A 25,550-nucleotide genomic window follows, 5' to 3' on the forward strand; every position below is an offset into this window, starting at 1 on the left:
AACCCTTTTTGTGCGGTCTACAAATGCCATTGTAACACATACATCAATCTTTGTAAAGTAATTTTATCCATAAATCTTAAACTGACTTAGCTTTTCAATTTTGTCTTCAAAAACAACAAGTTCAACCTTAAAAAATCTCATGTTATCCTTAAAATCTATATATATGTTTCCATCTTCTACCCCAATGTCAGCTGCAAAAGTTTTTGTATCGGTTAATATTCTTTCTTTATATCTTTTATCAATTTCTATATAAATATTTTTTTCACCACTGTGATCGTTCAAGCATCTTGCAACTTTATTGCCTATGAGATTTTTCATATACCTTAAGCTAAGCTGTTTTCCATTTCCACTACAAAACTCACACTTTTCTTGTATATATTCACATATGGATTTTCCTTTTCTTCTTCTAGCAATTTGTACAAGATTTAACTCTGTAAATGGATAAACTACAGTCTTATTCTTGTCATTTTTAAAGCCTTCCTCAAGTATATTTAAAATTTTTCTTTTGATACTGATGTCACTAATATCTATGAAGTCCACTACTATTATGCCGCTTAAATTTCTCAATTTTATTTGACGCACTACTTCTCTTGCAGCTTCTAAATTAGTGACTACAGCCGTCCGTGCTATGTCTCTGCCTTTAACATTTTTTCCCGAATTCACATCAATAGCATACAGAGCTTCGGTTTTATCTATTACTATAAAACCACCACACTCAAGCTTTACTTCTTTATTAGTTAGCTCTAAAATTTCCTGCTCTATACCGTAATAATCCATTAAGTTTATAACATTATCATGGAAACTAAGTTTACAATTTATATCCTTTTTACTTTCAACATACTCTTTTATATAATCAAAATCTTTTTTATCATTAACTATTATTTCAGCTGTTTCTTCATCTACTCTATCCCTTAAAACCTTTGCTATTGCCCCACCAGCATTATATAACATACCTCTAAGGTTTGAATTTTTACTTTTAGAAATTATATTTTTGTATATATCATATAGCTTTTTTATTTCTATATTTACAGTTTCAAAATCAACTTTAAGTGCATTTGTTCTAATCATAACGCCCACATCCTCAGGCTTTAATATGGAGCCTTTAAGATTATTTATATATTCCTTATCAGTTATTTTTTTTGAAATTTCTATTTCCTTGTGTGATGTCATGATTACCGCATATCTTCCCGGCACAGTTATAGCGTTACTAACCTTAGGTCCTTTACTTCCTGAAGCTTCTTTAATTATCTCAACTAAAAGCTCTTCTCCTTTTCTTAAATTCAAGTTATTAAGCTTACTATCCATATAAAGATATGCACTTTTAGTCTCTCCAATATCTACAAAAGCACACTTTATAGCAGGTACTATATTTTTTACAATGCCCTTATATATTTGTCCTGAACATATATCATTATCCTCTTCAATAAAGCACTGCTCAAGTTTTCCATCTTGTTTTACAGCTATACGTAAAGTCTTTCTGCATCTTTCCACATATATTTGTTTCAATAAAAACACCTCATATTTTGAAAAATTTAAAAAGAGAAACTAAATTATTTTCCTTAAGTCCATACATTTCTTCCCTTTTAACTTCACAAAATAAATCAAAATCTGCACAGCTAGTATTATCCTTTATATAATTACACAAAAGCTCAGGTGAAAGATTTTCTCTACTGCCACAGGACAATAATGTATCTATTCGCAAAGTACTGCCTTCTATTTTATAATTTAATTTTCTTATCATAGCCTTTATGTTAACCATTTTTTCAGTTTTCTTACTTTTTTTAAGAGTAATCCACTCTTTTTTATTTAAAAGCTCTTTTAGTTCTGCTTCTAATTTTTCTGTATTTTTATATCTTATATTTATAGAATACCTTGCTGCATCAACTGCTGCCATAGATTGTTCAACTTTTTTACCATCATCATAATATTTTTTTTCAATTTTTAAAACATCAATAATCTTCAAATCTACAGGTGAAACTTCATTAAACTTATTTTTTATATCTTCTTCCTTTACTTCTTCTAAAAATTCCACATCCATATATTCTCCATCAGAATAAACACCAACAGAAAGAGGCTGTGCTATGGACATTATCATATGTGGATTAAATCCATTTGAGTGTTCTACTGGAAGACCGCTTCTATTAAAGGCCCTTTGTATATTTCTCATTATATCTAAGTGAGAAACAAATTTTATATCATAACCCTTACTGTACTTTATTAAATAACGCACCTTCAAAACACTCCTCTTCCTTAAAGCTTTTGTTTATACCACAATTTTTACATCCTTGCCTACAATCTGGTGTTACAACTGCCTTTTTAGCTTTTTCATTTTCACTCATTAAAAAGCTCTTTGACACTCCAACATCTATAAAATCCCAAGGAAGAACTTCATCGTAGCTTCTATCTCTATAAACATAAAAATCTGGATTTACGCCACATTCTTTAAAGGCTTCCATCCATATGTCATTATTAAAATACTCAGACCAGCCATCAAATTTAGCACCTTTTTCAAAAGCCTTTATAAGAACATCACATACTCTTCTATCTCCTCTTGCAAAAACCGCTTCAAGAAAGCTTACTGGAGTTTCATGCCAGTTATAAGTTATAACTCTTGCATCTGAAAGTTCTTCTCTAAGTTCTCCAATTTTTCCTCTTACATTTTCTATATTATCCATAGGCGCCCATTGAAATGGCGTAAATGGTTTTGGTACAAATATTGAGGTACTTAAAGTTACCTTAAGACCCTTTTTTCTTACTTCCTTTGGAACCTTATAGTATTCAGCTACTACCTTCTTGCCCAAATTGCCAATTCCTCTAACATCCTCTGGAGTTTCATATGGAAGTCCTATCATAAAATAAAGCTTTATTGTAGTCCAGCCATTTTTAAAGGCACTGCTTACAGAATCCATAAGATTTTGTTCTGTAACTCCTTTATTTATTACATCCCTCATTCTCTGTGTTCCAGCCTCTGGTGCAAAGGTAAGCCCCGATTTTCTTACCTTTTGAATTTCCTTTATTAAATCTACAGAAAAGGAATCTATCCTAAGGGATGGAAGTGAAACACTTACTTTTTTTTCTTTGTACTTTTCTACTAGACCCTTTATAAGGTTCTGAATATCTGAATAGTCACATATACTTAGTGATGTAAGTGACAATTCTTCATATCCAGTATTTTTAATAAGTTTATCTGCAAGCTCTATCAATTTATCAGTTTTCTTTTCCCTTACAGGCCTATAAATCATACCTGCCTGACAGAATCTACATCCTCTTGTGCAACCTCTAAAGGTCTCAAGCATTATCCTATCATGAACAATTTCATTATATGGAACTACTATTTTATCTGGATAAACAACGTCATTAAAGTTTTTAATTATTCTCTTTTTAACTTTTGCGGGAACATCATCATATAAAGGCTTAAACTCATCAATTGTCCCATCTTCCTTATATGTGACATTGTAAAGACTTGGTACATATGTTCCTTCTATGTGAGATGCCATCCTTAAAAATTCTTTCTTAGAAATTCCATCATTCTTGCATTTTTTATATAAATCTAAAACCTCATTTAAATGCTCTTCACCCTCACCAAGTGAAAACAAATCTGCTATATCATATAGAGGTTCTGGGTTATATGCACAAGGTCCTCCACATAGTACTATTGGATCTTCCTCTTTTCTTTCTGATGCCCTAACAGCTATACCTGAAAGATCAAGCATATTAAGTATATTTGTATAACTCATTTCATATTGAAGTGTAAAACCTATAAAATCAAATTCGCAAAGAGGATCTTTTGTTTCAAGAGCATATAATGGAATATTATTTTCTCTCATCAATTTTTCCATATCCGGCCATGGAGCATAAACTCTTTCACAATAAGTATCCTCTCTTAAATTTAAGACATGATAAAGAATTTTGATTCCAAGATGTGACATTCCAACTTCATAAACATCTGGAAAACAAAATGCAAATCGCATATCTACTTTTTCTTTATCTTTAATTACCGAATTATATTCTTTTCCAACATACCTTGCTGGTTTTTCAACCTTATATAAGATATCATCTGAACATTTGTTCATTAATTTTTCCTCCTAAATTTTCTCTAATGTAAAATCATTTAAACTTAGACATTTTAATATTTTAACACATATATACCTAATGACTCAACCATTAAGTTACTCATTGTTTTTCTTTATTTGAATAAGTTCCTCAAAAGTAATATTTCCATACTCTTTAAGAGCATTTATTATTTCTTCCTCGTAAATAGTTTTCATTGTTTTCATGTTTTCATTTAAAACAGTTAGCATAGTATATTTATTTTTGTCCACCATACTTAAGCCAAATAACAGGTCTTTTTTATAAAAAATAGATATTGTTCTATTTTCTATAACCCCATTTTTTATAAACTTTAATTTTTTTTTCATTATGTCCTCCATAATTACATAGACTATTCTTCTTCTTTCCTTAAAGGAACAAAACAAAATAAATAATGAAATTAAAATTAAATTTGGATTATCAGCTCCACAAAATAAAAATATAAAATACATCATTATAAGCATTATTGACAATACTATACTTAAATAAACAGTTATTTTGCTAGCTTTTTTATACGAGAATTTTTTACACAAAATATCTCTAAGTATTCTTCCACCATCTAATGGAAATGCTGGAAGCAGATTGAATATGCCTAACGATAAATTAATTATAAAAAAATTATAAAGTTCAGTGCAGTCATATTTTCTTAAGGCAGCATAAAAAATAACCGCCAGAACAAAATTCATTATGGGACCCGATATAGAAATAATTAATTCCTCTTTATAAGATGCCTCCTCTAAATTTCTAAATTTAATTGATGCTCCAAAAGGAAGTATTTCTATATGAAAACCCGAAAATCCTAATTTTCTAGCAGTTAAATAATGTACAAATTCATGAAGTATTACAAAAACAAACACAGGTAAAAGCTGTCTTCTAAATCCAATCAAGAACAGTATTATAATATAAGGAATACTGTATTTATTTAATTTAATCATTAAAAGCCCCACATTAATTGCTCATACGCAAATCCCAAAACTTAATTTTGAGCTGACGTATCTATGTTAAAATAACTCTCAGGATTTTTATTTTCTCCCATGTACATAATTTCAAAATGAAGATGAGCTGGCTCGTTCTCTGCTTCTTTTCCGACCTTTCCAACATTGTCTCCTTTAGTTACTCCATCGCCTTTTTTAACACTTATGGAACTCAAATTTCCATACTTACTTTCTACTCCATTTCCGTTATCGATTATAACATATTTACCAATTTCGCTATTTTGATTCACTAATTCCACAGTACCATCATAAACTGCTTTTACATCGCTGCCTTCTGAAGATTGTATATCTATACCCTTATGATTATTTTTACCTCCAAAAGAGTTTATGACTTTTCCCTTTATTGGCATTGCGTATTTACTTTCTATTTTTTCACTAATGGTTTCTTCTCCTGTTATTTTAGACTTGAAATTTTCAATATAATCAACTGACTTTGCCTGTATACTATCAAAATTTATTTGCTTAACATAATTTTGGATATCACTCAAATTTACAGCCTCCGCTTTTTTTATTAAAGCGTTATAGTCATAATTATGATTTAGAAAATATTTGCAGTATGCATAAGCATTTTTTGTTTCTGGCATCGAGCTTTCCTTAACTCCAAAAACAAATAAAAATAAAATTGCAGTTCCAATGACTTGAAATCGCAAGGTATTTAAGATCTTTTTTGTTAAGTTCTTTTTACTATACCCATTACCTGAGTATGAAGAACTATATCCCTTTCGTCTTTTAAGAATATTATTGTAATAATCCTCATATTGTGAACTAAAACTTCCCACTTTTCCTCCTATACATAATTGATATATATTAATTATATATAAGAACATGAAGATTTATTACCATAACTTATACTTTAAAAATTAATTTTATTCCTTCTCATACCTATGTTAATCACAATTCCAAGGCTTATAAAGCCCGTTAGCATTGAACTTCCTCCATAGCTTACAAAAGGAAGTGCTATACCTGAAATAGGCATAATTCCTATTGTCATTCCTATGTTTTGAAGTATGGAAAATAAAAACGCTGATGCAATTCCAATACAAAATATCTTTCCAAATATATCTTTAGACTTTTTAGATACACTTACAATTTTATAAAGTAATAATAAATATATTAATACCAAAATAATTCCACCTACAAGACCCCACTCTTCACCTATCACAGAAAATATGAAATCAGTATGTGTTTCTGGAATATATCCTCCTTGTATCTGAGTCCCCTTTAAAAAACCTTTTCCAAGTATTCCTCCTGAGCCTATACCTATCTCCGATTGTATAAGCTGAAGTCCTGTAGAATTGATGTATTTTTCAGGATTCAAAAAACTAGTAAATCTTTCTTTCCAATAAGCCTGCATAAGTGAAGTATTCCAAACTGCAGCTATTCCTAATATTATAGTAAGAATACCTCCAAAAATAACCCTCAAATCAAGCCCTGCAATAAAAAACATACCTAAAACTATAAAAAAGCATACCTCAGTCATTCCCATATCCGGCTGAACTACTATTAAAATCATAGGTACTGCTGCATAAAAAAGGAGTATAAAGAAATTTTTTATATTATTTATGTCACCTTTCATAACATCCAGCTTCTTAGCAATTAAAATTATAAGAGCAACCTTTGCAAATTCTGAAGGCTGAATAGCCCTTTGTCCTATAGCAATCCATCCTTTAGCTCCATTTACTGTGGATCCAGCAACTTTATTAATTATAAGAAGCACAATTGAAGCCCAATAAATAATTTCCGCATAATCAATTAAAACCCTATAATCAAATTTAATTATTACATAAACAATTATAAGTCCAATAATTCCCCAAGCAATTTGAAGCTTCCAGTTGCCTCCAAGCTTAGTATTATTATGAACAGCACTATAAATATTAACTGAGCTAAAAGCTACAAGGAGTATAGGTATTATAATCAACCACAAATCCATCTGCTGCAGTAATCTTTTATCTATCTTAAATTTTTTAAGCATATTTGCCCCTCCAAAATATTATAAGCTCCTTAAATTAAACAAAACAAATAGGGCTTAATGCCCTTCGAATTTTATTATATCATAAAAAAATAAAAAAACTATGTACAATATTTAAAAAATACATAGCCTTTTATTTGCTTATTTGTTTTTTGCTCTTTTAATTGGTATGTTAGCAACTAAAGCTGGAGAATTGCCTTCCTCCAAATCTGTCTTTGTAAGCTTAACCTCAACATCCGAATTATCTATTTCCACATATTTCGCAATTACATTTAGTATTTCTCCTTTTATGGCTTCTAAAAGTTCTGGAGATAAATCCGCTCTATCATGTATCAATATTAACTTTAATCTTTCTTTTGCAACATCCTTAGATGATGGTCTAAATATACTGAAAAGATCCATAATACTCACTCCTATTTAACATTAAACAATCTTTTAATTGCTGAAATTAGTCCTCCACCCTTTTCCTCAGAGGTGTGAAATGGAACCTCATCTCCAGTTATCCTTCTTGCAATATCTCTAAATGCTCTTCCTGCCTTAGAGTTGTCATTTAAAACTATTGGTTCGCCTCTATTTGTGGATACGGTTATTTCTCTATCATTTGGGACTGCCCCTATAAGCTTTATAGCTAAATTATCAATAACATCCTCTATACCGAGCATGTCCCCTCTTTTTACCATCTCGTAGTCAATTCTATTCACTATAACTTGGTGATTATCCAAGCCCTTTGCATCTAATTTTCCAATTACCCTATCAGCATCTCTTACAGAAGTAACTTCTGGATTAACTACAATTAACGCTCTATCAGCTCCAATTATGGCATTTTCAAAACCTTGTTCAATTCCTGCAGGGCAATCTATAAGGACGTAATCTGTATCTGTTTTAAGTTCATTAATTAGATTAAGCATATCTTCTGGTTTAACATCATTTTTATCTTTTGTCTGTGCTGTTGGAAGTAAAAATAAATTTTCATATCTCTTATCTTTTATAAGTGCTTGCTTTAATCTACAATTTTCTTCTATTACATCTAAGAGGGTAAAAACAATTCTATTTTCTAGTCCCATAAGTACATCTAAATTTCTAAGTCCAGTATCCCCATCAACAAGTACAACTTTTTTGCCCATACCAGCTAGTGCAGTACCTATATTAGCTGTTGTAGTAGTTTTTCCAACCCCTCCCTTGCCAGATGTTATTACTATAGCCTCTCCCATAAATATTACCTCCATAAAATATTTTATATTGAAAAATACTAAAATTAAAATATACTATAACGCTTTCATCAATTTTTCTAAATAATTAACTCCACTATATTTTATTCTCCAAAAAACAAAAAAATCCTTCTAAATATTAAATGAAATTTTTAATGCACACAATAATAGCTGTAAATTATTTTCCACATAAAGTATATTTTGCCATAATACTTTATAAGCTATATAATGTTTATATATTGTGAAGGGATGTGGTATGTATGGGATCGTACAAATTTGCAATAAAAACACTTAAATCAAATTTTAAAGAAAGTATTTCCTATTTATGTTCAATGATCTTTCCAATTGCAATAATATTTAACCTCTTAAATATTATGTGTAATACAGAATTTACATCAAAATATTCTGATGGAAGATCGGCCTGCTCGCTTATAATATTCCTGCTCTGTCTTTTAGTATGTATTTTCACATTTTACTCAAATTCACACTTTGTTACTACAACCTCAAAAGAATTAGGTGCCGCTGCTTTAAGCGGTGTACATCCAAGTAGACTAGGCAGAATCTTACTATTTCAAAATACAATACTTGAAATGGCTGCAAGTTTTTTAGGAATATTATTAGGCTTTATTATGATGCCAATATTTTCAAAGGTAATGTATTTAGCTTTAAATTCATCCGGAAATTTATTTTTTATATCAAGTGGAAGTTTAGGAGGTACACTAGCTATTCTACTTTTACAACTTTCATATGTTAGTTTAGGTGATTATGGATATGTATCGACAAGAGAAATTATCGATTTAATTAAGGTCAAAAGAAAGCCACCTTTAAATTTTAAATTACTTAAATTCAATCCAGTTACTTATGCTGTATTTTACTTTTTGCCTATATTATTTCTCTTTTTAAGCATGCTGCAAAAAAATCATTTTGACCTATTTGTAAGATTCTCTATGACTTTTTCCTTTATAAGTATTTTAGGTCTTGCTAAGTATTATATTCCCTTTAAAATATTAGAATTAAAAAAGGATAAATACGCTAATAGCAAACTCACATTAATATCCTTAGGAAATTTACATTTTTCACTTAAACGTACAGTTCTTCTAATAACTCTACTTTCAGGCGTTATTGAAACACTACTTTATATAATGAATGTATCTAATGATCCTGGTTTAAAAGTGATATGTGTATTTTCATACATAACAGTTTTGCTTTTAATATCCAGCAGCATAGTATACAAATTTATAATGGAGATGCCATCAAAAATACGTACATTTAAACAGCTTACTTTAATTGGATATATAAAGCCTCAATTAAATACGATAATCAATAAAGAAATTTTTCTACTTTATTCAATAATAATTGGACTACCTTTAATCCATTTTTGCACTTTAATTTATATGTTTGTTTCATCTGGAAAACTTTCTATTATTTTATCTTTAGTTTTAATTTTAATTTTTCTATTTATATTTTTAACTGGAGCATTTATATCGTTTGTAATTTATAAAAAATCTATATTCAAATCAAATGATATAGGACTCAACAAATTTGCACTATAAACATTTCGGGGTTTGGGCAAAAACCCCTGTGATTTGTCAATCATGTATTAGTCATATTAAGTTAGAGGACTGGATTAAAATCAGCCCCCATATATGTTTATGCAATATCAAAAAAACTCTGTGACTCTCTTGAAGTTATGTCCACAATTTTGTAAAAAAACTCCTTTTGGGTTAAATTGTTTCTTTCGAGGGTTTCTTCTATTTTTCCATCCCTTAAAAATATCAATTTTTTCGCATAACTTGCAATCATTGAATCATGCGTAACCATTAAAACTGCAGTACCATACTTTTCATTACGTTCTTTAATTATCTTTAAAAGTTCATGAGAATTTTTAGAATCCAAACTTCCTGTAGGTTCATCAGCTATTATTAATTTAGGATTGGTAACAAGTGCTCTAGCAGCCGCTGCTCTTTGCCTTTGACCTCCAGAACATTCCTCTGGAAACTTATCTATTATTTCTGAAATGTTTAATTCATTTATAATAGCTTCAGTTTTCTTATTTATTTCTTCCCTCTTTTGACCTGCAAGCACTAAAGGTACTCCTACATTTTCTCTTATTGTAAGAGAATCAATCAAATTAAATTCCTGAAAGATAAATCCCATATTTTCATATCTAAACTTCCCAATCTGCTTATCACTCATAGAAAAAATATCCTTACCATTTATCTCTATTATGCCCTTACTTGGTCTATCCACCGTTGATATAACATTTAAAAATGTAGATTTTCCTGATCCAGATGGTCCCATTATGCAAATAAAATCGCCTTCTTTAACTGTAAGACCTACATTTTTCAAAACATTAACAGGATTTTTTCCACCATAGTTTTTTATAATATTTTTTGCAGATATTATGCTCTCCATTATATCTCCACCTTATTTTCATAATTTTTGATTTAAGTAAATTATTTATATTTATAGAAAAATTATATCACTTTTCAAAAATATTTAACAATTTAAATATTCTCAGCTTATTTATCTGCAAAGATTTGCGCCTAAAATTCCGTAGGAACGGAGGAATTTTTTCCTTACACCCCACACCCCCGGAGAGCTAAGTAACAATGCTGAAGGAACGATTAAAAAAAATCCTAATAAATCTTGGCTAAAAAATCGTAAAATGCTTAGATGTTTCAATCTGCCTAAGCGTTTCCCCCGCGAGTTATTGAAGCATCTTAGTATTTTACGATTTTTTCACCTTAGATTTATAGGATTTTTTTAACGCGACGAAGCATTGTTACTTAGCTCCTTTTTTTAATAAGTATCATCTGAAATAAGCTCATTTGCTATCATTTTACCATTTTGATAAGTTTGAAGATAAAGTTTTACCCTCTTACCACCCTCTACAACATCATCTACAACTTTATAAGTTTTACTTTTTAAACTTCCATCTGAATATATATTAAAAGTCTCTAGACCATTTGCTGAACTTCCTTCAATATATATTGGAAAATTGAATGTATTTTTAAACTGATAATCAAGCTTTCCATCATAGTCAACTGTTGCATCATGACCTAAAGAAACATAGGCTGATGGAATAGAATGATGTGTTCTTACAGTTGGCTTAATTCCTGCAAGAAGTGCCGCATTATAAAGTGTAGTAGAAACTTGACAAATACCTCCGCCAAGTCCCATTCCTGTTGTTTTTCCTATATCAACTGGTGCCGCTTGATATCCTTTTTCAGCAGTTCTCTTTCCAAGAATTCCATTAAAGCTAAAAGTTTCTCCTGGCATTATTACCTTTCCATTTATAGTTCTTGTAGCAAGTTGAATATTCGTCATTCTTCCAGGACTTGATATTGCACCATAATTGGTACTAAACGTAGATATAAGCGTATTTATTCCACTTAATTTTTCTTTAGTTATATTGGCTTTTACAGTCTCCATATTTCCCTGAACAACCGGATCACTACCAATTTGTCCATTTATTGCTGAAATTATATCTTTTTTAAGCTCCTCATCTTTTAATTTAAAACCATCTTGATCAGGTGTAATAACAAAGTTAGAACCATTTTTGATTACTGAAGCATCCTTAGGATTTCTATTAACCTGATTCTTTATGGTATTTATCAAATCATCTATAGGTTTAGTATTTGAACTATAATCAAAAGAAAGCTTTATATTTTTAACTGTTGGATTTTTCAACAATTTATATCTCTCAATAACATTTCCACCTTTTCCATAATCATAAGCCTGTTTAACTGAATTATCTATATCATATTTCGCTCCAATTTGAGAATAGCCAATGGTATAAGTTTTGTTTTCTACCTTTATATTAATTTTTTTATTTTGAAGTAAACTCTGGTATTTATCGTTGAGTACTTTCTTAGCTTCCTCCTGTGTTTTTCCAGATACATCTTCATCTTCTATTATCACTCTAGGATAAATAAGACTATCATATTTTTTTACCTTTGAATAAATCTTATATCCATAAAACATTGTCCCTAAAATAACAATGATAAAACATGTAGCACCTAAAATAATCGCCCTTTTTTTGTTCATATATACACCTCATATTTATTATACTTTTGTGCCTTAAATTTTACTATAATATTTACTATTAATATAATTCAACAATTTTTACATATATACAAATGTTCTATTTAGAATATTTGTATTCAAACTATAGGATGTTATTACTACTTTTTTTATAATTTAATTTAATAATATTTATATTATCATTATACTAATAAAATAGCATATATCAAATTTTTTATTTTAATACACTTACAAAATTTATTGTTAATTATTACGCAGGCAAATATTGCATTTATTGCTTACCATTATATTGCCCTATCTATAATTGATTTTTAAATCAATACACTATACAATGCCTAGTTGAAAATCTTATAATCTTAAATTATTTTACAATATTACATAGTAATACAATAAATATATTTACATTACATTTTTATAGTGTTATTATAACTATAATGATAAAATTTTTGTTTAATTTTAGAAGCAAAGGGGTTTTATACATGGCGAATCCTGGATTGCTATTACCTGGAGATAAAATAAAAGTATTAAGAAAAAAATACAAATTGAGTCAAGAAGATCTTGCTGGTTCTAATATTTCTAAAAGCTTAATAAATGAAATTGAAAGCAACAAAGCAAGCATAACTTTTAGAACAGCTGAAATAATAATAACTAATTTAAATAAAATAGCTAAGCAAAAAAACTTTGTTGTTAATGAAACAGTTGATTATTTAATAGACGATGAATTTTCTCAGGTTATAAAAATTATTGATGACTACATAAACGAACTAAAGACATTAATCACTTCCAAAAATCCTAGTTTCATTAAAACCCTTAAAGAAGTAGAAGAATTTTTAATTAGTTGGGATATTAAAGAGAAAAAAATAATAGTTTATGAACTTGCTGGAGATTATTTCTATAATCAAAACGATATAAATAAAAGCGTAATTTATTATGAAAAAGCTTTGACTTTAATAGGGAAGTTGTTTCCAAGTAATCAATTACTAGTTCTTTTAAGAAAGTTATCTATGCTTTATGGGTATATAGGAAAATACGATGAAGATATAGAAATTTGCGATTTTGCTTTAAATCACTTTTTAGATATGACTGATGATTACAATACAATCTTTACATATAACAGTGCAGTATGCTATAGACTATTGAAAAATTACGATAAAGCTTTAGAAAACCTTGAAAGAGCAGAAAATACTGTAGATAAAAGCGATTTAATAAAGTTATTTAAAATCTTGATAGAAAAAGCAATCTGTTTAAAATATAAAGGCTGTTTTCATAAATCAATCAATACATATAATAAAATTTTAACTTTTTTAGATGATAAAAATATAGATAAAAAAATATCAACTTATATAAACATTGTTAACTTATATATGACTCTTAATGACCGACCTAAAATAGATAAATATTTTAAAATAATACTTAGCAAATTAAATTGCATTAATATCAATAATCAATACACATCAAGTATATATTTTGAATTAGGAAAAATTTATGAATATCTAGATAATAATTCAGATGCTGAAATATACTATTTAAAATCCTTAAACCTCTGTAAAGAGCATAAAAATTATGTTTTAGCAAATGAAGTATTATCTGCTTTGATAAAATTATATGAACTACTAAATAACGTCGAAAAAATGGACAAACTAAAAAATGAAATATTTTTAATTTCATCAAAACAAGAAAGAATAGATAATATGCTCATGTATAAACTAATTAATTTTTATAGTAGTATTAATGATATTGTTAAAGTCAAAGAAATATCTATCTTTGCTTTAAATAATTTTACTTAAAAACCTATAAAATAGAGGAGTGTTGATATTATGAAATTAAAGAAAAATCATAAAATTTGTTTATTACTTGCAGGTGTACTATTAACAATTTCTATTTTTGCTTTACCTAACTGTACAAAAAACTTAGGTGAAGTTGGTGGAGGCTTTATGTCTAAAGATGCCCCAATAGTTTTAAAAGTTCTACCTTAATACAAAAATCCTGTATAACAATAGCTGTACAGGATTTTCACCTTTATATCCATCCTATTTCTGTAGATAAGCATATACAACAACTACTTTTTCTAAATAAATTAAAGCATAAAGAAAGCAGCTAAAAGTCATAATACTTCAGCTGCTTTCTTTATATGTTAATTTATTGGGAGATTGATTTTCTATATCTATATAGTATATTTTATTTGTGACAACTATATGGCAACATTAAGTACAATATATTAAATGTTATCTTCTTTATTGTTTGTGTTTTTTTGAACCTACTCTCTTTTCAGCTGTGTCTCTCCAATCATCTGCCCTACCTGCTGCTTTAAGGCATGCAACAGTAATTAATAAAATAGTTAATATTAAAAGTCCTATAATTACAGCTAAATACTTGTATTTAATCGCCATGATCATTTCTCCATTCGAATTAAATTTATTTACCTATTATGTTATCCACTATTTAAAATTTAAGTCAAAAAATTAAAAAAGCCTAATAAAATATCAGGCTTTTTAATTATATTATTTCTTTCCCACTGGTAATATTCTCTTAGCAATTGAATATTCACTCCCTTTAATCGGCGATATCTTTATATAATCTCCTGTATGAGGAGCTTGTATATATTCTCCATTACCAATGTACATTCCAACATGATGAGGTTTTGATTTATCACCAAAGAAAATTAAATCTCCTGGTTGAAGTTTATCTGTAACAGTAGCTCCCACATTAACTTGTTCATATGTAGTTCTTGGAATGCTTATGTTAAAATGTGCATAAACATATTGAATAAATCCTGAACAATCAAATCCATCTGGCGTTATACCTCCCCAAAGATATGGTACTCCCAAAAAGTTTTTTGCATAATTTACAACATTATCATCACCATAAATTAAATGTCCTAAAGAAACTGACTGTTTATATATGTTAGCTGGATTTGAAATATTGCTATTTAAATAACTTTTTAAGGAACTTAATTTTGATAAAGCTGAAACTTGGTTAGCCTTATTATTGTTTAACGCATTCAACTTATCTTTATTATCCTTAAGTAATTTTTGTACCTTTACTTTATCTGAAATGAGAGTATTTTGCCTTTTTTCTATATATTCTTTATCCTCATATACTTTGTCTATAATCGCCTTGCTATCAGATAATACTTTATTTACAGCAGTTGCTTTACTAACAAGTTCTGAAAAATTCTTGCTTTCAAAAATCGTATTTAACAAAATAGTCGAACCTCCACCACTTTCGTACATGGCTTTCACAATATACTTGTCATTTATCTCATCCTTTCTAAGCATTTCCTCTCTATCCTTAATTTTTTTGTTAGTTATGTATATATTATTATTTATTTCATCTATAGTATCTGCATTTTTCTTTATCTCAAGCATACTATTCTGAATATCATTATCTGTTATTTCCATTTGATTTTCCAAACTATTAATTTGCTTATTTAAATCATTAATTTGAATTTCTACAGTGTTACTTGAATTTATTGGTTCCGCATTCACCAATTTACTATTACCCAGGAAATTAAATACTAAAGCATTAACTACTGCTAAAATCATTAGTTTTTTCCTATTCATAATATCATACCTCCTAATTTTCAATAGAAATCATTTATCTATGGCATACTTTCACAAAGCCACGACTTTTTCAAAACAATATTATAAAAATGCTTTCTATTAAAAAAGTGATTAAAAATACTTGTACAAAGCTTATCGCCACAGCAAACAAACTTTTCTGATCTTGTTTACATTTCTAGCTTAGCACACTATCTCCATTAAAACTCACCCACTTATTTATATTTGCTAACTTAATATTTTATTACCATAACCTTAATATTAACCTTCCAATGTTAAGTTAATATAATTTTATAGTATATTTTGGGTTAAAATCTTACCTTTCTTCAGCCATCTTTATATACTTTTTATAGCTAAACTACTTCAACTATCGAATACCTGTGAAAGAAGAACAGAGAATAAAGTGGAGGATGATTTTCCCCTATCGCTACGAAAAATTTTAAACTTATGCTTATAAGATTGCACCATACATATTACTCAGCACAGCTGAGAATGGCTAAGTTTTAAGAATACGCTAATAATTAAATATCTTATTTCCTTTTAACAATATTTAAAATATCCATTGCAACTAATCTAAAGCCAATTACTACCATTATAATAGCAAATATCATCCCTATTATATTCGAACTATCTTTTAATCTGTTGTAAAGTATTATTATTAGGCTTAAACAGCCTATAACTAAGGTAATATCTATAACGAAAAAACACATATTAAAAAGAACATTTAAAAAACTTTTCATTATTTTCCACCTCTATTTTTATAATATGAAACTCAGTTCTGCTATAACACCTTCAACTATGTATTTAAAAATAGAACTAGGAAGACATTAATTTATTAGAAAGAACTATCTATGTTGCCTAAAAATATAAAATAGCTTATAATGAGAGAATTAAAATAGCCATATATTGTATGATCATAATAACAATTACTTATAAGTACCATGTATTTCATCAGCAAATTTATATATAAAAAATAAAGGCTGATATAATGCTATCAGCCTTACGCAATGTCTTATTTTATATATAATTGGGCATGCCTAGATGGAGTAGAACCACAATCTCCAGATTGGTAAAGGCACGTTTTTATAAATATGTTTTTTTGGTATAGCTATAATATTTTTTATTATAACTATTCTGTACGGATTTCTGCTTGATAAAATTATATTGATATGCATTCCTTATTATGGTAAACTACTTACATACAATTCAATATAGTTGTGCGTGGGCAACTAGCATTGCTATCCCTTTTATAAGGGAGGTGATGCATATGTACGAGATGTTTATAGTAGTATTTACTGCTCTATCTTTTTTGATAGCTTTGATAAACTTAATTATCGTGCTAATAAAAAACATAAAAAAGTAGCCCACCGACGCAATTGGTAATGGCTACTTTTTAAAACTTAAAATTTAAGCTATGCCAGTTGTCTATAACAACTGAATTGTATACTACAGGGTGTTGGTAGCACCCTGTTTTTATGTCTAATTTCATAATTATCTTGTAATAGCAAACGTTACACTATTATAAATATGCTACATTCACTATATAATAATTATATTATTATTATTGCCTTTTTACAAGAGTTTTATTGACCATGATCAATAAAATTATATTATAATCTAAAATAATTTTAAAAAACACAATGATTTGTTCACTTAATACTGGAATAAAATGCGTAAAAAAATAAAGGCTGATAAGCTACTATCAACCTTACGCAATGCCTTATTTTATATGTATATTTGGTGCGCCCAGAGGGAGTCGAACCCACGACCTCCAGATTCGACTTTTCATGAATATATTAATATAAGACAATATATAATCGGCATAAAATAAGGCTTTGCGTATACAACAAATTTTACTGGTATAAACCTATTTAAAACTTTTGCGGGAAAAGTGTGGGAAAATAAAGAAGCATATTTAATGCTTCTTTATTTTTTAATACTATATCATTAATCCTTTCAAAACTATTTCAAGATAAGTTATAGCCATCTAAACTATACTTCAATCTATCTTTTATATTATAATATTCGTATGGATTGCATTTAATCTTATCTAGTTTACCATTTTGCCTTTTTTACTAATGAATTGCATAAATTATCAGTAAAAGCTATTTCTATTCTATTAGCCTTATAAAAAAATCACTATAAGTTCTCAACAATTTTTTATTATTTCAAAAGTTTTTTCTAAAAGAGACAAGCACTTACAAAAATATTAAAAACATTATAAAATTAAAGATGCTGAATAAAAAGCGTCCTATTAAGTTACCATTCCATAGACTATGCTATATCATATTTTATTAAATATCTAACAATTGTTTTTTCTTTGCTTCAAATTCTTCTTGAGTAATAATACCATTGTCCAGTAAATTTTTATATTTTAATATTTCATCTGCATTAGATATTGGTGCTGCATTATTTTGCATTTCATTTTTACTATTGCTGCAAATCAACTGTAAAACAGATAAACATTCTTGAGCTGAATTATATGCATTTTTATATATCCAACTATCTTTTTTTGTTTCTGATGGTATAAAATCAATATACACTGTAGGGTTGTTTATATCGCTGATTGTAATTTTCAGTTTTAAACTCTTACATATTGATTTAGTTCTTTGTTTTCCAGTAACGCTACCTACAACTGCACCTACTCCACCAAATAGTACCCCACCAGCTACGGCTCTTCCTATTCCACTTTTCTTAATTATAGATTCACCATCTTCTAATAATTCATAATCAACAATATCATTATATTTATAAATTTTTTTCTTTTTTCCAAATAAGCCTTCTGGTACAAGCCATTCCATTCTGGTATCGTCAAATTCTATATAACTGCCTATTTTTTTGCTTGCATTAAATAGATTTATTTCTTCATCATTTGTAGCTTTTGCAGCCATAGCATTCTTTATTTCTGATACTGTCATTTTCCTTATTGGTGTCAGCGCATTAAATCCACACTTTTTAAAACATTTAGGACATATCCATTCCTTATTTGCTATTTGAAAGCGATTTAAGCCAACTTCTTCATTGCAAATTGCACATGTAGCTTTCAAACTAAAAAATCCCACAATAAATTACCTTCTTTCAATTTAATTTACTAGCATTAAGTTTCTACAAATTATGTTAAATCCCTTCTTGAGTTTACAAAAATAAACCCTAGTAAGAAAATTTTTACTATGGTTTATTTAGTTTTAATTATTGTACTACTGTTTTAGATTTAATTGTATTAATTTGCTGGTATAAAACTATATAAAACTTTTGCGGTAAAAATGCGACCTTATTTCAAACAATTGAACATTCAAATTATATTATATCGCATAACCAAATAATACAAAATTAAAGCCTAGAACATAATATCCTAGGCTTTAATTTACATAACTATATTAAATTCTTTAATTTGCTGTTTAAATATATTTTCTATCTTTTTTAAGTTATTTTCTAACTGTAAATTATTTTTTGAATTATAGTAAAAATCAATTTTGCCCAAGTGATTAATAGCAAACATACAATTTCCTATATCCATAAAGATTATTGACCCATAATCTTTTATATTAACGTTATTTATATTTTTTAATTTCCGCTTTATTTCATCAAAATTAATATTTAAGTAAATTCTACTCGGATAAAATGCATTTGAATTTTTATACATCTTTACCACCACACACCCTATATAAATTATTAAAATCATCAAATTCTGAATATGAATACAGTAATTCATTTACGCTTCTTTCCCTAAACGGTTTTGTAAGTAAAGCATTAACATTCTTAATCTTATCTTGCATAACCATAAAAGTATCATCGTTTTCTTCAATCCTACCACTTTCTATGAGGTTATTCAACTTGTTTCTCATATCTTTTATAACAAACATTAAATTCTCGTTTGTACTTGCCTTGTTAAATAACTTTTCTCCTTCTTGAATATATGTATATGCTTGATGTGCCATATTTTTCACAATCTTAGGTTGATTTTTAAATTTTTCATAATTGTTATATTCCAAAAATATCAACTCCATAACTTTGCAAAGCTTTTACAATATCTTTTAATATATTTTCTATATCGCTTTTATGATCATCATAATATTTTTCATTAGTAAAATATATGTTTAATAATTTAGAGAAATTCATTTGAATATTTTCAGGTAGCAAAAAAACTATAGCCATACTTTTTTTCAATTCATTTCTAAGTAACTTATAATCAATCTTTTCTGGATTTATACTTCCTTGATATATAGCTGAAAAAAGCATAGAATACTGTTGCATAAGTAATGTTAAAAAACTTTTTACATTGCTTTTTCTTTCTTTACGATTATTAATAATATTCGTTATTATAAATATTATAATCGTCACCATAGCACCCATTAAAGCACTAAATAAGCTTGAATTATACCACATGTCTTTTATTCCTTATTTATTTTAGTTTCATTGTCACATGCTACTAACGCTTTATTTTTCAAATATTCCTCCTGAGCTTTTGACTCATCAGTAATTTTTTTTAAATATTTAACAAAAATATCATTGGTTTCAATGTAATCTTCAACTATGTTAGAATTAATATTATATATACCGTATTCCATTGAATGTTTTAGTGATTTTATAATATTAGTTGTCAACATTAACAAGTTTTCAGTCTGAAATACACCCTCTAAGCTTTCTCCATCTGCTCTCTGAAATTTTATTTTATGAAATGAATTTTGGGGATTAATCATTATCTCTACAGTATTAATTGAAAACGGCATTTGATTTTTAGATAACAGTTTTCTTATTATATATGCGTATTTTAAAGTTAATTCATTTATGCATTTAATAGATTTAGAGTATTTTTGTTCATTAATTCCTAAATCATTTGCTGATATTTGCTTGCCAATCTGCATAAATGCTAGAAGGTTTAAGCCGTTTATATTAAATACCTCACCCAAATTACTATTAAGTTCAGAAAATAGTTCATCTTTATCATCAAATTTGAAGTGAACTTCAAATAAATCATTTAAAATGCTATTGCAATTTTTCACTTTGTTCATTTCAATTATAAATTTTTTTATTCCTTCATACATATTTTTTGAATCAATTTTAGTTACAATTTCCGTTAACATTTTCAACACTCCTTGGTAAATAACATTTGTTTCTTCATTATTTTATTTACTTATTTCTACAGTAAATAAAAAATTCCTCCTTTTTAGGAGGAATTAATATAAAATATTTATTATTTTACAACTATTGCTGTTGTAGCATTTATTTGATTTACGGTTTGTTGCAACTGTAGGTTCTTAGTTTTAAGTTGATTATTTTCTTCTTGTATCTTCGCAAATTGAGTTGCTTTCTCTGCTTCTGTAGGTATTTTGTGCCCGAGCTCGTTAACTGCATTTTTTATGGCTGCGTCTATAAGTTCCTTCTTATTATCATCTATAGTTATGCTCATCTCCTTTAATATACTTATTACTACATTTTCAGCTATTTGTGCTCTATCATCTTTTTGTATATCTCCAGCATGATAAAGTTGTTCAGCTTTTCCAGCAGCGATTGGCGCCCATTTTTCTATAATTTCGATTACCGCTTGCGCTGATTTTGGCAAAATAGGTTTTAATTCATCCGCTACAGCCTTCGCAATTTCTCCTTTATCATTTAGTTCTTTTATAGTTCCATCTAAATTTACATTTTTCTTTTTTAGGTATGGTACAATTCCCAACATAGTTCCTAAAACTCCAAAAGTAACCCCAAGTACTGATATTAGCATTAATGTATTATTTGATATCATAATAAAACCTCTCCTTAATATTTTATTTTTTTAATTGATTTATTTACTTGGTTCTTAATATTTAAACATACATCTCCATGTTTCTTTACCAACTATGCCGTCTACTGCAATATTTTCTCCATGTGCATCATTAATACTTTTTTGAAAATCTTTCACTCTTTGAGCTGTCCCACTGCCAAATATACCATCTATAGTTGTTCCTATACGCCATTGTATCCACCTTGTTGCATACTCATAATGAGAATAGGTTATTCCATCTGTTGGATAACTCCTTATTTCTTTAATAGCTGACCATGTAGCATTTCCAGCAATTCCGTCAACCGAAAGTCCCATTATTCTTTGAAAATTTTTAGTTGCTGTTTCGGTAGCTTGACCGCTAATACCATCTGCAACTAAGCTAGCATTTATCATACTATTTAATTCTTTTTGCAGATTTATTATAGATGTATCGCCTATTGACTGATTGCTTACATTGTTTGTGGCTGTTTTGTTTAATAATATTTCATCCGTAAATACATCTAAATCAACATTTCCACTTATGCCGCTTAAGCTCCCATTTTCTGAATACTGCCACCCTGCATATGTTGACACACCAGAATTTGGTGAATAATTTGCTATCCATAAAGGATAATTTCTTGCATTACCTTTTATAACTCCATCCCAAAAATATTTATAAGTGTATACGCATGGTTCTTTGCCTTGTGATTTTAGATACTCACAAAACTCAACTATTTTATCTGATGTGCCCCAAGGCGATTCCTTTAATTCGTCCGCTTCAACATCTAAAGCGTAAATGCAATCTGAATCTAATCCATTAATTACATTTAAAAAATGCTTAGCCTCTGCAACTGCATCATTATTTCTCATGAAATGATAAAAGCCAACCTTTAATCCGGCTGACTTTGCACCATTATAAAAATTTCTCATTTTTGTATCATCATAAGTTAATCCCTCTGTAGCCTTTAAAAATACTACTTCATAACCAGCATTTTTAATTTCTTCAAAATTTGAAACATCATTGTTATTGCTTATATCTATTCCTTTCATTTATAAATACATCCTTTCTATTTGTTTTTTAATTGTTCTAAAGCATCTACTAACTTTTTAGGTACTGGAATGCCTATTTTCACTACATTCTCTAAAAGACTTATAGCCTCATTGCCTATATAAAAATAGCACACGAGTGTTCTGAACACCCATGCACCATTTTTAAGAAGTCTATCAAGTAAAACAGCCACAATAACAACTATTATTATTGTGGTTTTTCTAAGTATGCCCCTAAATCCTATATTGCTATTTAGGTTCTTTTGTATCCATCCGCCTATAACTCCAGTTGCATAATCTAAAGCCATAAAGGCAACTAAAACTATTAAGCATGTATCCCACCCACCCAATAAATAAGTAAATAACCCGCCTAGTACAGCAACTAAAGTATTAAAAATATTTCTATTCATCTTATACCTCCTATTTTTAAGCAAAATAAAAAAGACTATTTTTAGTCCTTAATTTCCTGTAAATAAGTCTTTGTAATTTTTCAATAATCCTTCCGGCTTCTTTTCTCCGAACAACTTACATCTTAAATAATCATCTGAATATATAACAGTGGGCACTAATAAAAACCATAGCAAAGCATAAGGTAAACATATCTGCCCAAGTATATTAAAAGGCTCATTTGCATAGCTCCACACATCTAAATGTAACCATAAGTTTAATATACATCCGCTTGTAAATTCTAATGCAAGAATTATTAAAGTACCTATTAAACACTGCTGCCACATTTTGCGATCATAAAACTTTGGGCGCTGATTCAATCTTCCTATAAGAAAAGCAGACAAACCACCAACAAATAACATTGATATATGTGTCCATCCTCGCCAAAATCCTTCTAGTACCATGTATAAGGCGCCCATAATAAATATTAAAATTAAATCTTTATATAATTGTTTTTTCAATTGTATCATCTCCTATGCATTTGGTATTGCTGTATTCCACGTAACTTTCTGAACATCTTCGACAGTTGTAAGAGTAGCGACATATGCCTGTAACTCTTTATTTTTTATAAGCTGCTGCTCTTTAAAACTTTTAAAGTCTCTTGCTAATTGTAAACATTCCTCTGCTGTCCATTCTGCAAAATCTTCACCATGTGCACGATAATAAAACTTGTCATTTGCACATGCTGCTACTCCAGAAATTTTTGAAACTGCACTAAGCGCATTTCCTGTTATATTCGCTTGGTCTTCTAAAGTACTGTCATAAACTTTACTTGTATTTTGATATGCAGTAGAAGTAAATCCTCCAGTAATTGCATTCTGACAGGCTTGGCTTAGTTCTGTATATTTCGCTTGTTTTACTTGGTCAAGTGTTGCCTCTGGAGTTGTAAAACTAAATACAATAGCACTTGTATCTATTGGATTTTTGGTTATATCTACATAGTAACCAGTACAGCTAATAAACTTATCTGTAAGCTGCCCATAATTTAGTTGAATTAATCCGACTGCACTTTGCTCCAATCCTTGTAATACTGTATACATTTTGAAATCTTCATCTTCTGTTGTTTCTCTTGCATCCCCCTGACACTCTCCTGTATTAACAATTATATTCCCATTACTTTTTAAATAATATATTTTTCTTCCTATTTGCATTTAATATTGCCTCCTATTCTATAGCTAACCAATGTATATTGGTTGAATCAGAATTTATATCACCTTTTATTATGAAACTTCCGTCGGTTGGTTTCGTTTCGCAGTACAAACCCTGACTACCACTTGCACTAAAATATCTCCATCCTGAGCTACTATCAGTACTGCATGAAACGTAAAAATTATTAAAAGCAGTAAAGCTAAGTATTATAATACTTGGTATAAAATTCAAACCCGTTATAGGATATGTTGCGTTTGATGAAACTGTTGGTGCCGTACCTGATGCGTACTTTTTCCCAGTGCTTATATTCCCTATAGCACTAACTAAATCAGCAAAGTTTTTACTTGCTGGTGTTGTACCTTTGGCACTAATAGCATTGTATATATCATTTTTACCATTAGTGCCAGATTGAAAAAGTTCGTTTATCATTCCTACTAGGTTGGATTTTTCTGTTGTACTTGGTGTACCACTTGCACTAAAACCGCCAACAGTAGCCGAATTCCCACCATTTGCTGGCAAGCTACTCGGAATATCTGAAACTAATGCCCTTTTCTTTAATTCAGTATCAATCATATCCATATTTCCATTTAAAACTGATATATCAACCGTATCGCTTCCATCTGGTTTTTTTAGTCCATAATTTCCTGTTGTCTGCATAAACATCACCTTCCTTAATTATCACTAAATACTTTTAATCCATCCCATGTATTTGTTTTTATATTGTCCCATGTTTTAGGTTTATTTTTTATAAAATCCCAAATTGTATAAGTATACTTAAAATCATACGCTAGGTGTGCTGGCTTTATTATTTCTAACATTTCCTTAAAGGCTTCTAAATTTTTTGGTATTCCTAAAACTCCAACAAATTGCACAGTAAAACTATAGTTTTCTGGATGCTCTATTACATTACATTCCCCTCCACTAAAAGCCTCTGCTGTATTCTCTATCATTTTCTTTGTAGTTGTACCATAGCCTCGCAATCTTGCTTCTATAACTTCTCTACGTTCCTCATAGCTCTTATTTATATCTGTATTAATTTTTAATTCGTTTTCCCAAATGTTTAAGCCCCATGTTGCTGTAGAAGGATTTAATTGATTTATAAGGTCTTGGATATTACCGCCTAAACTATCTAAATCAATTCCAGCAGATTTATAAATTGTATTTAGCCATTTATCTTGTCTATATATTTTGTGAACATTGCCAATTAAATTATTTTTATAATTTGATGGTATTATTTCATCTTGTGTGTTATTTACTGCATATTGATTTGTCCCATAGCTTTCAGTGCCATACACC

Annotated in this window: 28 protein-coding genes; 3 read left to right on the forward strand and 25 right to left on the reverse strand. The window is 28.8% G+C overall.

Features of this window, described 5'->3' with window-relative positions:
• Window positions 1-63 precede the first annotated feature (63 nt).
• The 8 genes from ACJDT4_RS12295 to minD all read right to left on the reverse strand — a co-directional run bounded on the left by ACJDT4_RS12295 (window position 64) and on the right by minD (window position 8,264).
• Window positions 64-1,515 (reverse strand): ribonuclease E/G, encoded by a 1,452-nt coding sequence (locus tag ACJDT4_RS12295; protein WP_406787868.1) that lies wholly within the window; start codon window positions 1,513-1,515, stop codon window positions 64-66.
• Window position 1,516: 1 nt separating this feature from the next.
• Window positions 1,517-2,236 carry a TIGR03936 family radical SAM-associated protein gene (locus tag ACJDT4_RS12300; RefSeq protein WP_406787869.1) on the reverse strand — a complete coding sequence of 240 codons (720 nt, stop codon included), beginning with the start codon at window positions 2,234-2,236 and terminating at the stop codon, window positions 1,517-1,519.
• Window positions 2,205-4,073, reverse strand: a complete 1,869-nt coding sequence (locus ACJDT4_RS12305) for a TIGR03960 family B12-binding radical SAM protein (protein WP_406787870.1) — start codon at window positions 4,071-4,073, stop codon at window positions 2,205-2,207. Before ACJDT4_RS12305 ends, ACJDT4_RS12300 begins: the two co-directional genes overlap by 32 nt.
• A gap of 96 nt (window positions 4,074-4,169) precedes the next feature.
• Window positions 4,170-5,024, reverse strand: coding sequence for a M50 family metallopeptidase (locus ACJDT4_RS12310; RefSeq protein ID WP_406787871.1), 855 nt, complete (start codon window positions 5,022-5,024; stop codon window positions 4,170-4,172).
• Between the two features lie 41 nt (window positions 5,025-5,065).
• Window positions 5,066-5,863 (reverse strand): M23 family metallopeptidase, encoded by a 798-nt coding sequence (locus ACJDT4_RS12315; protein WP_406787872.1) that lies wholly within the window; start codon window positions 5,861-5,863, stop codon window positions 5,066-5,068.
• A 74-nt stretch (window positions 5,864-5,937) separates the two neighbouring features.
• A complete protein-coding gene (gene rodA, locus ACJDT4_RS12320; protein WP_406787873.1) occupies window positions 5,938-7,056 on the reverse strand; it encodes a rod shape-determining protein RodA in 1,119 nt (372 codons plus the stop codon).
• 138 nt (window positions 7,057-7,194) lie between these two features.
• Complete coding sequence (minE, locus tag ACJDT4_RS12325) at window positions 7,195-7,455, reverse strand: cell division topological specificity factor MinE (RefSeq protein WP_406787874.1); 261 nt, start codon at window positions 7,453-7,455, stop codon at window positions 7,195-7,197.
• Between the two features lie 11 nt (window positions 7,456-7,466).
• The gene (gene minD / locus ACJDT4_RS12330; RefSeq protein WP_406787875.1) at window positions 7,467-8,264 is read right to left on the reverse strand and encodes a septum site-determining protein MinD; all 798 of its coding nucleotides are present in this window, start codon (window positions 8,262-8,264) and stop codon (window positions 7,467-7,469) included.
• Between the two features lie 257 nt (window positions 8,265-8,521).
• Between minD and ACJDT4_RS12335 the strand changes: the two genes are divergently transcribed.
• On the forward strand, window positions 8,522-9,814 hold the full coding sequence (locus ACJDT4_RS12335) for an ABC transporter permease (RefSeq protein ID WP_406787876.1): 1,293 nt from the start codon (window positions 8,522-8,524) through the stop codon (window positions 9,812-9,814).
• A 97-nt stretch (window positions 9,815-9,911) separates the two neighbouring features.
• Here the strand turns inward: ACJDT4_RS12335 and ACJDT4_RS12340 are convergent, their stop codons facing one another.
• Both ACJDT4_RS12340 and ACJDT4_RS12345 read right to left on the reverse strand, forming a co-directional pair.
• Window positions 9,912-10,676: an ABC transporter ATP-binding protein gene (locus tag ACJDT4_RS12340; protein WP_406787877.1), complete on the reverse strand. Its 765-nt coding sequence runs from the start codon at window positions 10,674-10,676 to the stop codon at window positions 9,912-9,914.
• A 387-nt stretch (window positions 10,677-11,063) separates the two neighbouring features.
• Window positions 11,064-12,311 carry a VanW family protein gene (locus ACJDT4_RS12345; protein ID WP_406787878.1) on the reverse strand — a complete coding sequence of 416 codons (1,248 nt, stop codon included), beginning with the start codon at window positions 12,309-12,311 and terminating at the stop codon, window positions 11,064-11,066.
• Between the two features lie 476 nt (window positions 12,312-12,787).
• Here ACJDT4_RS12345 and ACJDT4_RS12350 point away from each other — a divergent pair, with 476 nt between their 5' ends.
• Entirely contained in the window at window positions 12,788-14,095 is a 1,308-nt protein-coding gene (locus tag ACJDT4_RS12350) for a helix-turn-helix domain-containing protein (protein ID WP_406787879.1), read from the forward strand.
• Window positions 14,096-14,125: 30 nt separating this feature from the next.
• Window positions 14,126-14,284 carry a hypothetical protein gene (locus ACJDT4_RS12355; protein WP_406787880.1) on the forward strand — a complete coding sequence of 53 codons (159 nt, stop codon included), beginning with the start codon at window positions 14,126-14,128 and terminating at the stop codon, window positions 14,282-14,284.
• A 258-nt stretch (window positions 14,285-14,542) separates the two neighbouring features.
• Here ACJDT4_RS12355 and ACJDT4_RS12360 read toward each other — a convergent pair whose 3' ends face one another.
• From ACJDT4_RS12360 to ACJDT4_RS12430, 15 genes are all read right to left on the reverse strand, one after another.
• A complete protein-coding gene (locus tag ACJDT4_RS12360) occupies window positions 14,543-14,698 on the reverse strand; it encodes a hypothetical protein (RefSeq protein ID WP_406787881.1) in 156 nt (51 codons plus the stop codon).
• A gap of 111 nt (window positions 14,699-14,809) precedes the next feature.
• Complete coding sequence (locus ACJDT4_RS12365) at window positions 14,810-15,871, reverse strand: C40 family peptidase (RefSeq protein WP_406787882.1); 1,062 nt, start codon at window positions 15,869-15,871, stop codon at window positions 14,810-14,812.
• 527 nt (window positions 15,872-16,398) lie between these two features.
• Window positions 16,399-16,608 carry a hypothetical protein gene (locus ACJDT4_RS12370; protein ID WP_406787883.1) on the reverse strand — a complete coding sequence of 70 codons (210 nt, stop codon included), beginning with the start codon at window positions 16,606-16,608 and terminating at the stop codon, window positions 16,399-16,401.
• Between the two features lie 1,554 nt (window positions 16,609-18,162).
• The gene (locus tag ACJDT4_RS12375; protein ID WP_406787884.1) at window positions 18,163-18,930 is read right to left on the reverse strand and encodes an SHOCT domain-containing protein; all 768 of its coding nucleotides are present in this window, start codon (window positions 18,928-18,930) and stop codon (window positions 18,163-18,165) included.
• Window positions 18,931-19,232: 302 nt separating this feature from the next.
• Window positions 19,233-19,511, reverse strand: a complete 279-nt coding sequence (locus ACJDT4_RS12380; protein WP_406787885.1) for a hypothetical protein — start codon at window positions 19,509-19,511, stop codon at window positions 19,233-19,235.
• Window positions 19,504-19,860, reverse strand: coding sequence for a hypothetical protein (locus ACJDT4_RS12385; protein ID WP_406787886.1), 357 nt, complete (start codon window positions 19,858-19,860; stop codon window positions 19,504-19,506). Before ACJDT4_RS12385 ends, ACJDT4_RS12380 begins: the two co-directional genes overlap by 8 nt.
• Entirely contained in the window at window positions 19,850-20,254 is a 405-nt protein-coding gene (locus ACJDT4_RS12390; protein WP_406787887.1) for a hypothetical protein, read from the reverse strand. Before ACJDT4_RS12390 ends, ACJDT4_RS12385 begins: the two co-directional genes overlap by 11 nt.
• A 5-nt stretch (window positions 20,255-20,259) precedes the next feature.
• The gene (locus ACJDT4_RS12395; protein WP_406787888.1) at window positions 20,260-20,952 is read right to left on the reverse strand and encodes a hypothetical protein; all 693 of its coding nucleotides are present in this window, start codon (window positions 20,950-20,952) and stop codon (window positions 20,260-20,262) included.
• A 110-nt stretch (window positions 20,953-21,062) separates the two neighbouring features.
• Complete coding sequence (locus ACJDT4_RS12400; protein ID WP_406787889.1) at window positions 21,063-21,614, reverse strand: hypothetical protein; 552 nt, start codon at window positions 21,612-21,614, stop codon at window positions 21,063-21,065.
• A gap of 54 nt (window positions 21,615-21,668) precedes the next feature.
• Window positions 21,669-22,661: a GH25 family lysozyme gene (locus ACJDT4_RS12405; RefSeq protein ID WP_406787890.1), complete on the reverse strand. Its 993-nt coding sequence runs from the start codon at window positions 22,659-22,661 to the stop codon at window positions 21,669-21,671.
• A gap of 17 nt (window positions 22,662-22,678) precedes the next feature.
• A complete protein-coding gene (locus ACJDT4_RS12410; protein ID WP_406787891.1) occupies window positions 22,679-23,068 on the reverse strand; it encodes a phage holin family protein in 390 nt (129 codons plus the stop codon).
• Window positions 23,069-23,116: 48 nt separating this feature from the next.
• A complete protein-coding gene (locus tag ACJDT4_RS12415; RefSeq protein WP_406787892.1) occupies window positions 23,117-23,566 on the reverse strand; it encodes a putative ABC transporter permease in 450 nt (149 codons plus the stop codon).
• Between the two features lie 12 nt (window positions 23,567-23,578).
• Window positions 23,579-24,256 carry a DUF4376 domain-containing protein gene (locus ACJDT4_RS12420; RefSeq protein WP_406787893.1) on the reverse strand — a complete coding sequence of 226 codons (678 nt, stop codon included), beginning with the start codon at window positions 24,254-24,256 and terminating at the stop codon, window positions 23,579-23,581.
• A gap of 13 nt (window positions 24,257-24,269) precedes the next feature.
• The gene (locus ACJDT4_RS12425; protein ID WP_406787894.1) at window positions 24,270-24,911 is read right to left on the reverse strand and encodes a hypothetical protein; all 642 of its coding nucleotides are present in this window, start codon (window positions 24,909-24,911) and stop codon (window positions 24,270-24,272) included.
• A 14-nt stretch (window positions 24,912-24,925) separates the two neighbouring features.
• Complete coding sequence (locus tag ACJDT4_RS12430) at window positions 24,926-25,549, reverse strand: YmfQ family protein (protein ID WP_406787895.1); 624 nt, start codon at window positions 25,547-25,549, stop codon at window positions 24,926-24,928.
• Window position 25,550: the final 1 nt, after the last annotated feature.

Source organism: Clostridium neuense (assembly GCF_045310695.1).
GTDB lineage: Bacteria > Bacillota > Clostridia > Clostridiales > Clostridiaceae > Clostridium_S > Clostridium_S neuense.

Excerpts from the sequence above, each read along its gene's own strand:
- ACJDT4_RS12305 (WP_406787870.1), bottom strand. The coding sequence starts at position 4,073 with ATGAACAAATGTTCAGATGATATCTTATATAAGGTTGAAAAACCAGCA.
- ACJDT4_RS12310 (WP_406787871.1), bottom strand. The coding sequence starts at position 5,024 with ATGATTAAATTAAATAAATACAGTATTCCTTATATTATAATACTGTTC.
- rodA (WP_406787873.1), bottom strand. The coding sequence starts at position 7,056 with ATGCTTAAAAAATTTAAGATAGATAAAAGATTACTGCAGCAGATGGAT.
- minE (WP_406787874.1), bottom strand. The coding sequence starts at position 7,455 with ATGGATCTTTTCAGTATATTTAGACCATCATCTAAGGATGTTGCAAAA.
- minD (WP_406787875.1), bottom strand. The coding sequence starts at position 8,264 with ATGGGAGAGGCTATAGTAATAACATCTGGCAAGGGAGGGGTTGGAAAA.
- ACJDT4_RS12335 (WP_406787876.1), top strand. The coding sequence starts at position 8,522 with ATGGGATCGTACAAATTTGCAATAAAAACACTTAAATCAAATTTTAAA.
- ACJDT4_RS12340 (WP_406787877.1), bottom strand. The coding sequence starts at position 10,676 with ATGGAGAGCATAATATCTGCAAAAAATATTATAAAAAACTATGGTGGA.
- ACJDT4_RS12345 (WP_406787878.1), bottom strand. The coding sequence starts at position 12,311 with ATGAACAAAAAAAGGGCGATTATTTTAGGTGCTACATGTTTTATCATT.
- ACJDT4_RS12350 (WP_406787879.1), top strand. The coding sequence starts at position 12,788 with ATGGCGAATCCTGGATTGCTATTACCTGGAGATAAAATAAAAGTATTA.
- ACJDT4_RS12355 (WP_406787880.1), top strand. The coding sequence starts at position 14,126 with ATGAAATTAAAGAAAAATCATAAAATTTGTTTATTACTTGCAGGTGTA.
- ACJDT4_RS12360 (WP_406787881.1), bottom strand. The coding sequence starts at position 14,698 with ATGGCGATTAAATACAAGTATTTAGCTGTAATTATAGGACTTTTAATA.
- ACJDT4_RS12365 (WP_406787882.1), bottom strand. The coding sequence starts at position 15,871 with ATGAATAGGAAAAAACTAATGATTTTAGCAGTAGTTAATGCTTTAGTA.
- ACJDT4_RS12370 (WP_406787883.1), bottom strand. The coding sequence starts at position 16,608 with ATGAAAAGTTTTTTAAATGTTCTTTTTAATATGTGTTTTTTCGTTATA.
- ACJDT4_RS12380 (WP_406787885.1), bottom strand. The coding sequence starts at position 19,511 with ATGTATAAAAATTCAAATGCATTTTATCCGAGTAGAATTTACTTAAAT.
- ACJDT4_RS12390 (WP_406787887.1), bottom strand. The coding sequence starts at position 20,254 with ATGTGGTATAATTCAAGCTTATTTAGTGCTTTAATGGGTGCTATGGTG.
- ACJDT4_RS12395 (WP_406787888.1), bottom strand. The coding sequence starts at position 20,952 with ATGTTAACGGAAATTGTAACTAAAATTGATTCAAAAAATATGTATGAA.
- ACJDT4_RS12400 (WP_406787889.1), bottom strand. The coding sequence starts at position 21,614 with ATGATATCAAATAATACATTAATGCTAATATCAGTACTTGGGGTTACT.
- ACJDT4_RS12405 (WP_406787890.1), bottom strand. The coding sequence starts at position 22,661 with ATGAAAGGAATAGATATAAGCAATAACAATGATGTTTCAAATTTTGAA.
- ACJDT4_RS12410 (WP_406787891.1), bottom strand. The coding sequence starts at position 23,068 with ATGAATAGAAATATTTTTAATACTTTAGTTGCTGTACTAGGCGGGTTA.
- ACJDT4_RS12420 (WP_406787893.1), bottom strand. The coding sequence starts at position 24,256 with ATGCAAATAGGAAGAAAAATATATTATTTAAAAAGTAATGGGAATATA.
- ACJDT4_RS12425 (WP_406787894.1), bottom strand. The coding sequence starts at position 24,911 with ATGCAGACAACAGGAAATTATGGACTAAAAAAACCAGATGGAAGCGAT.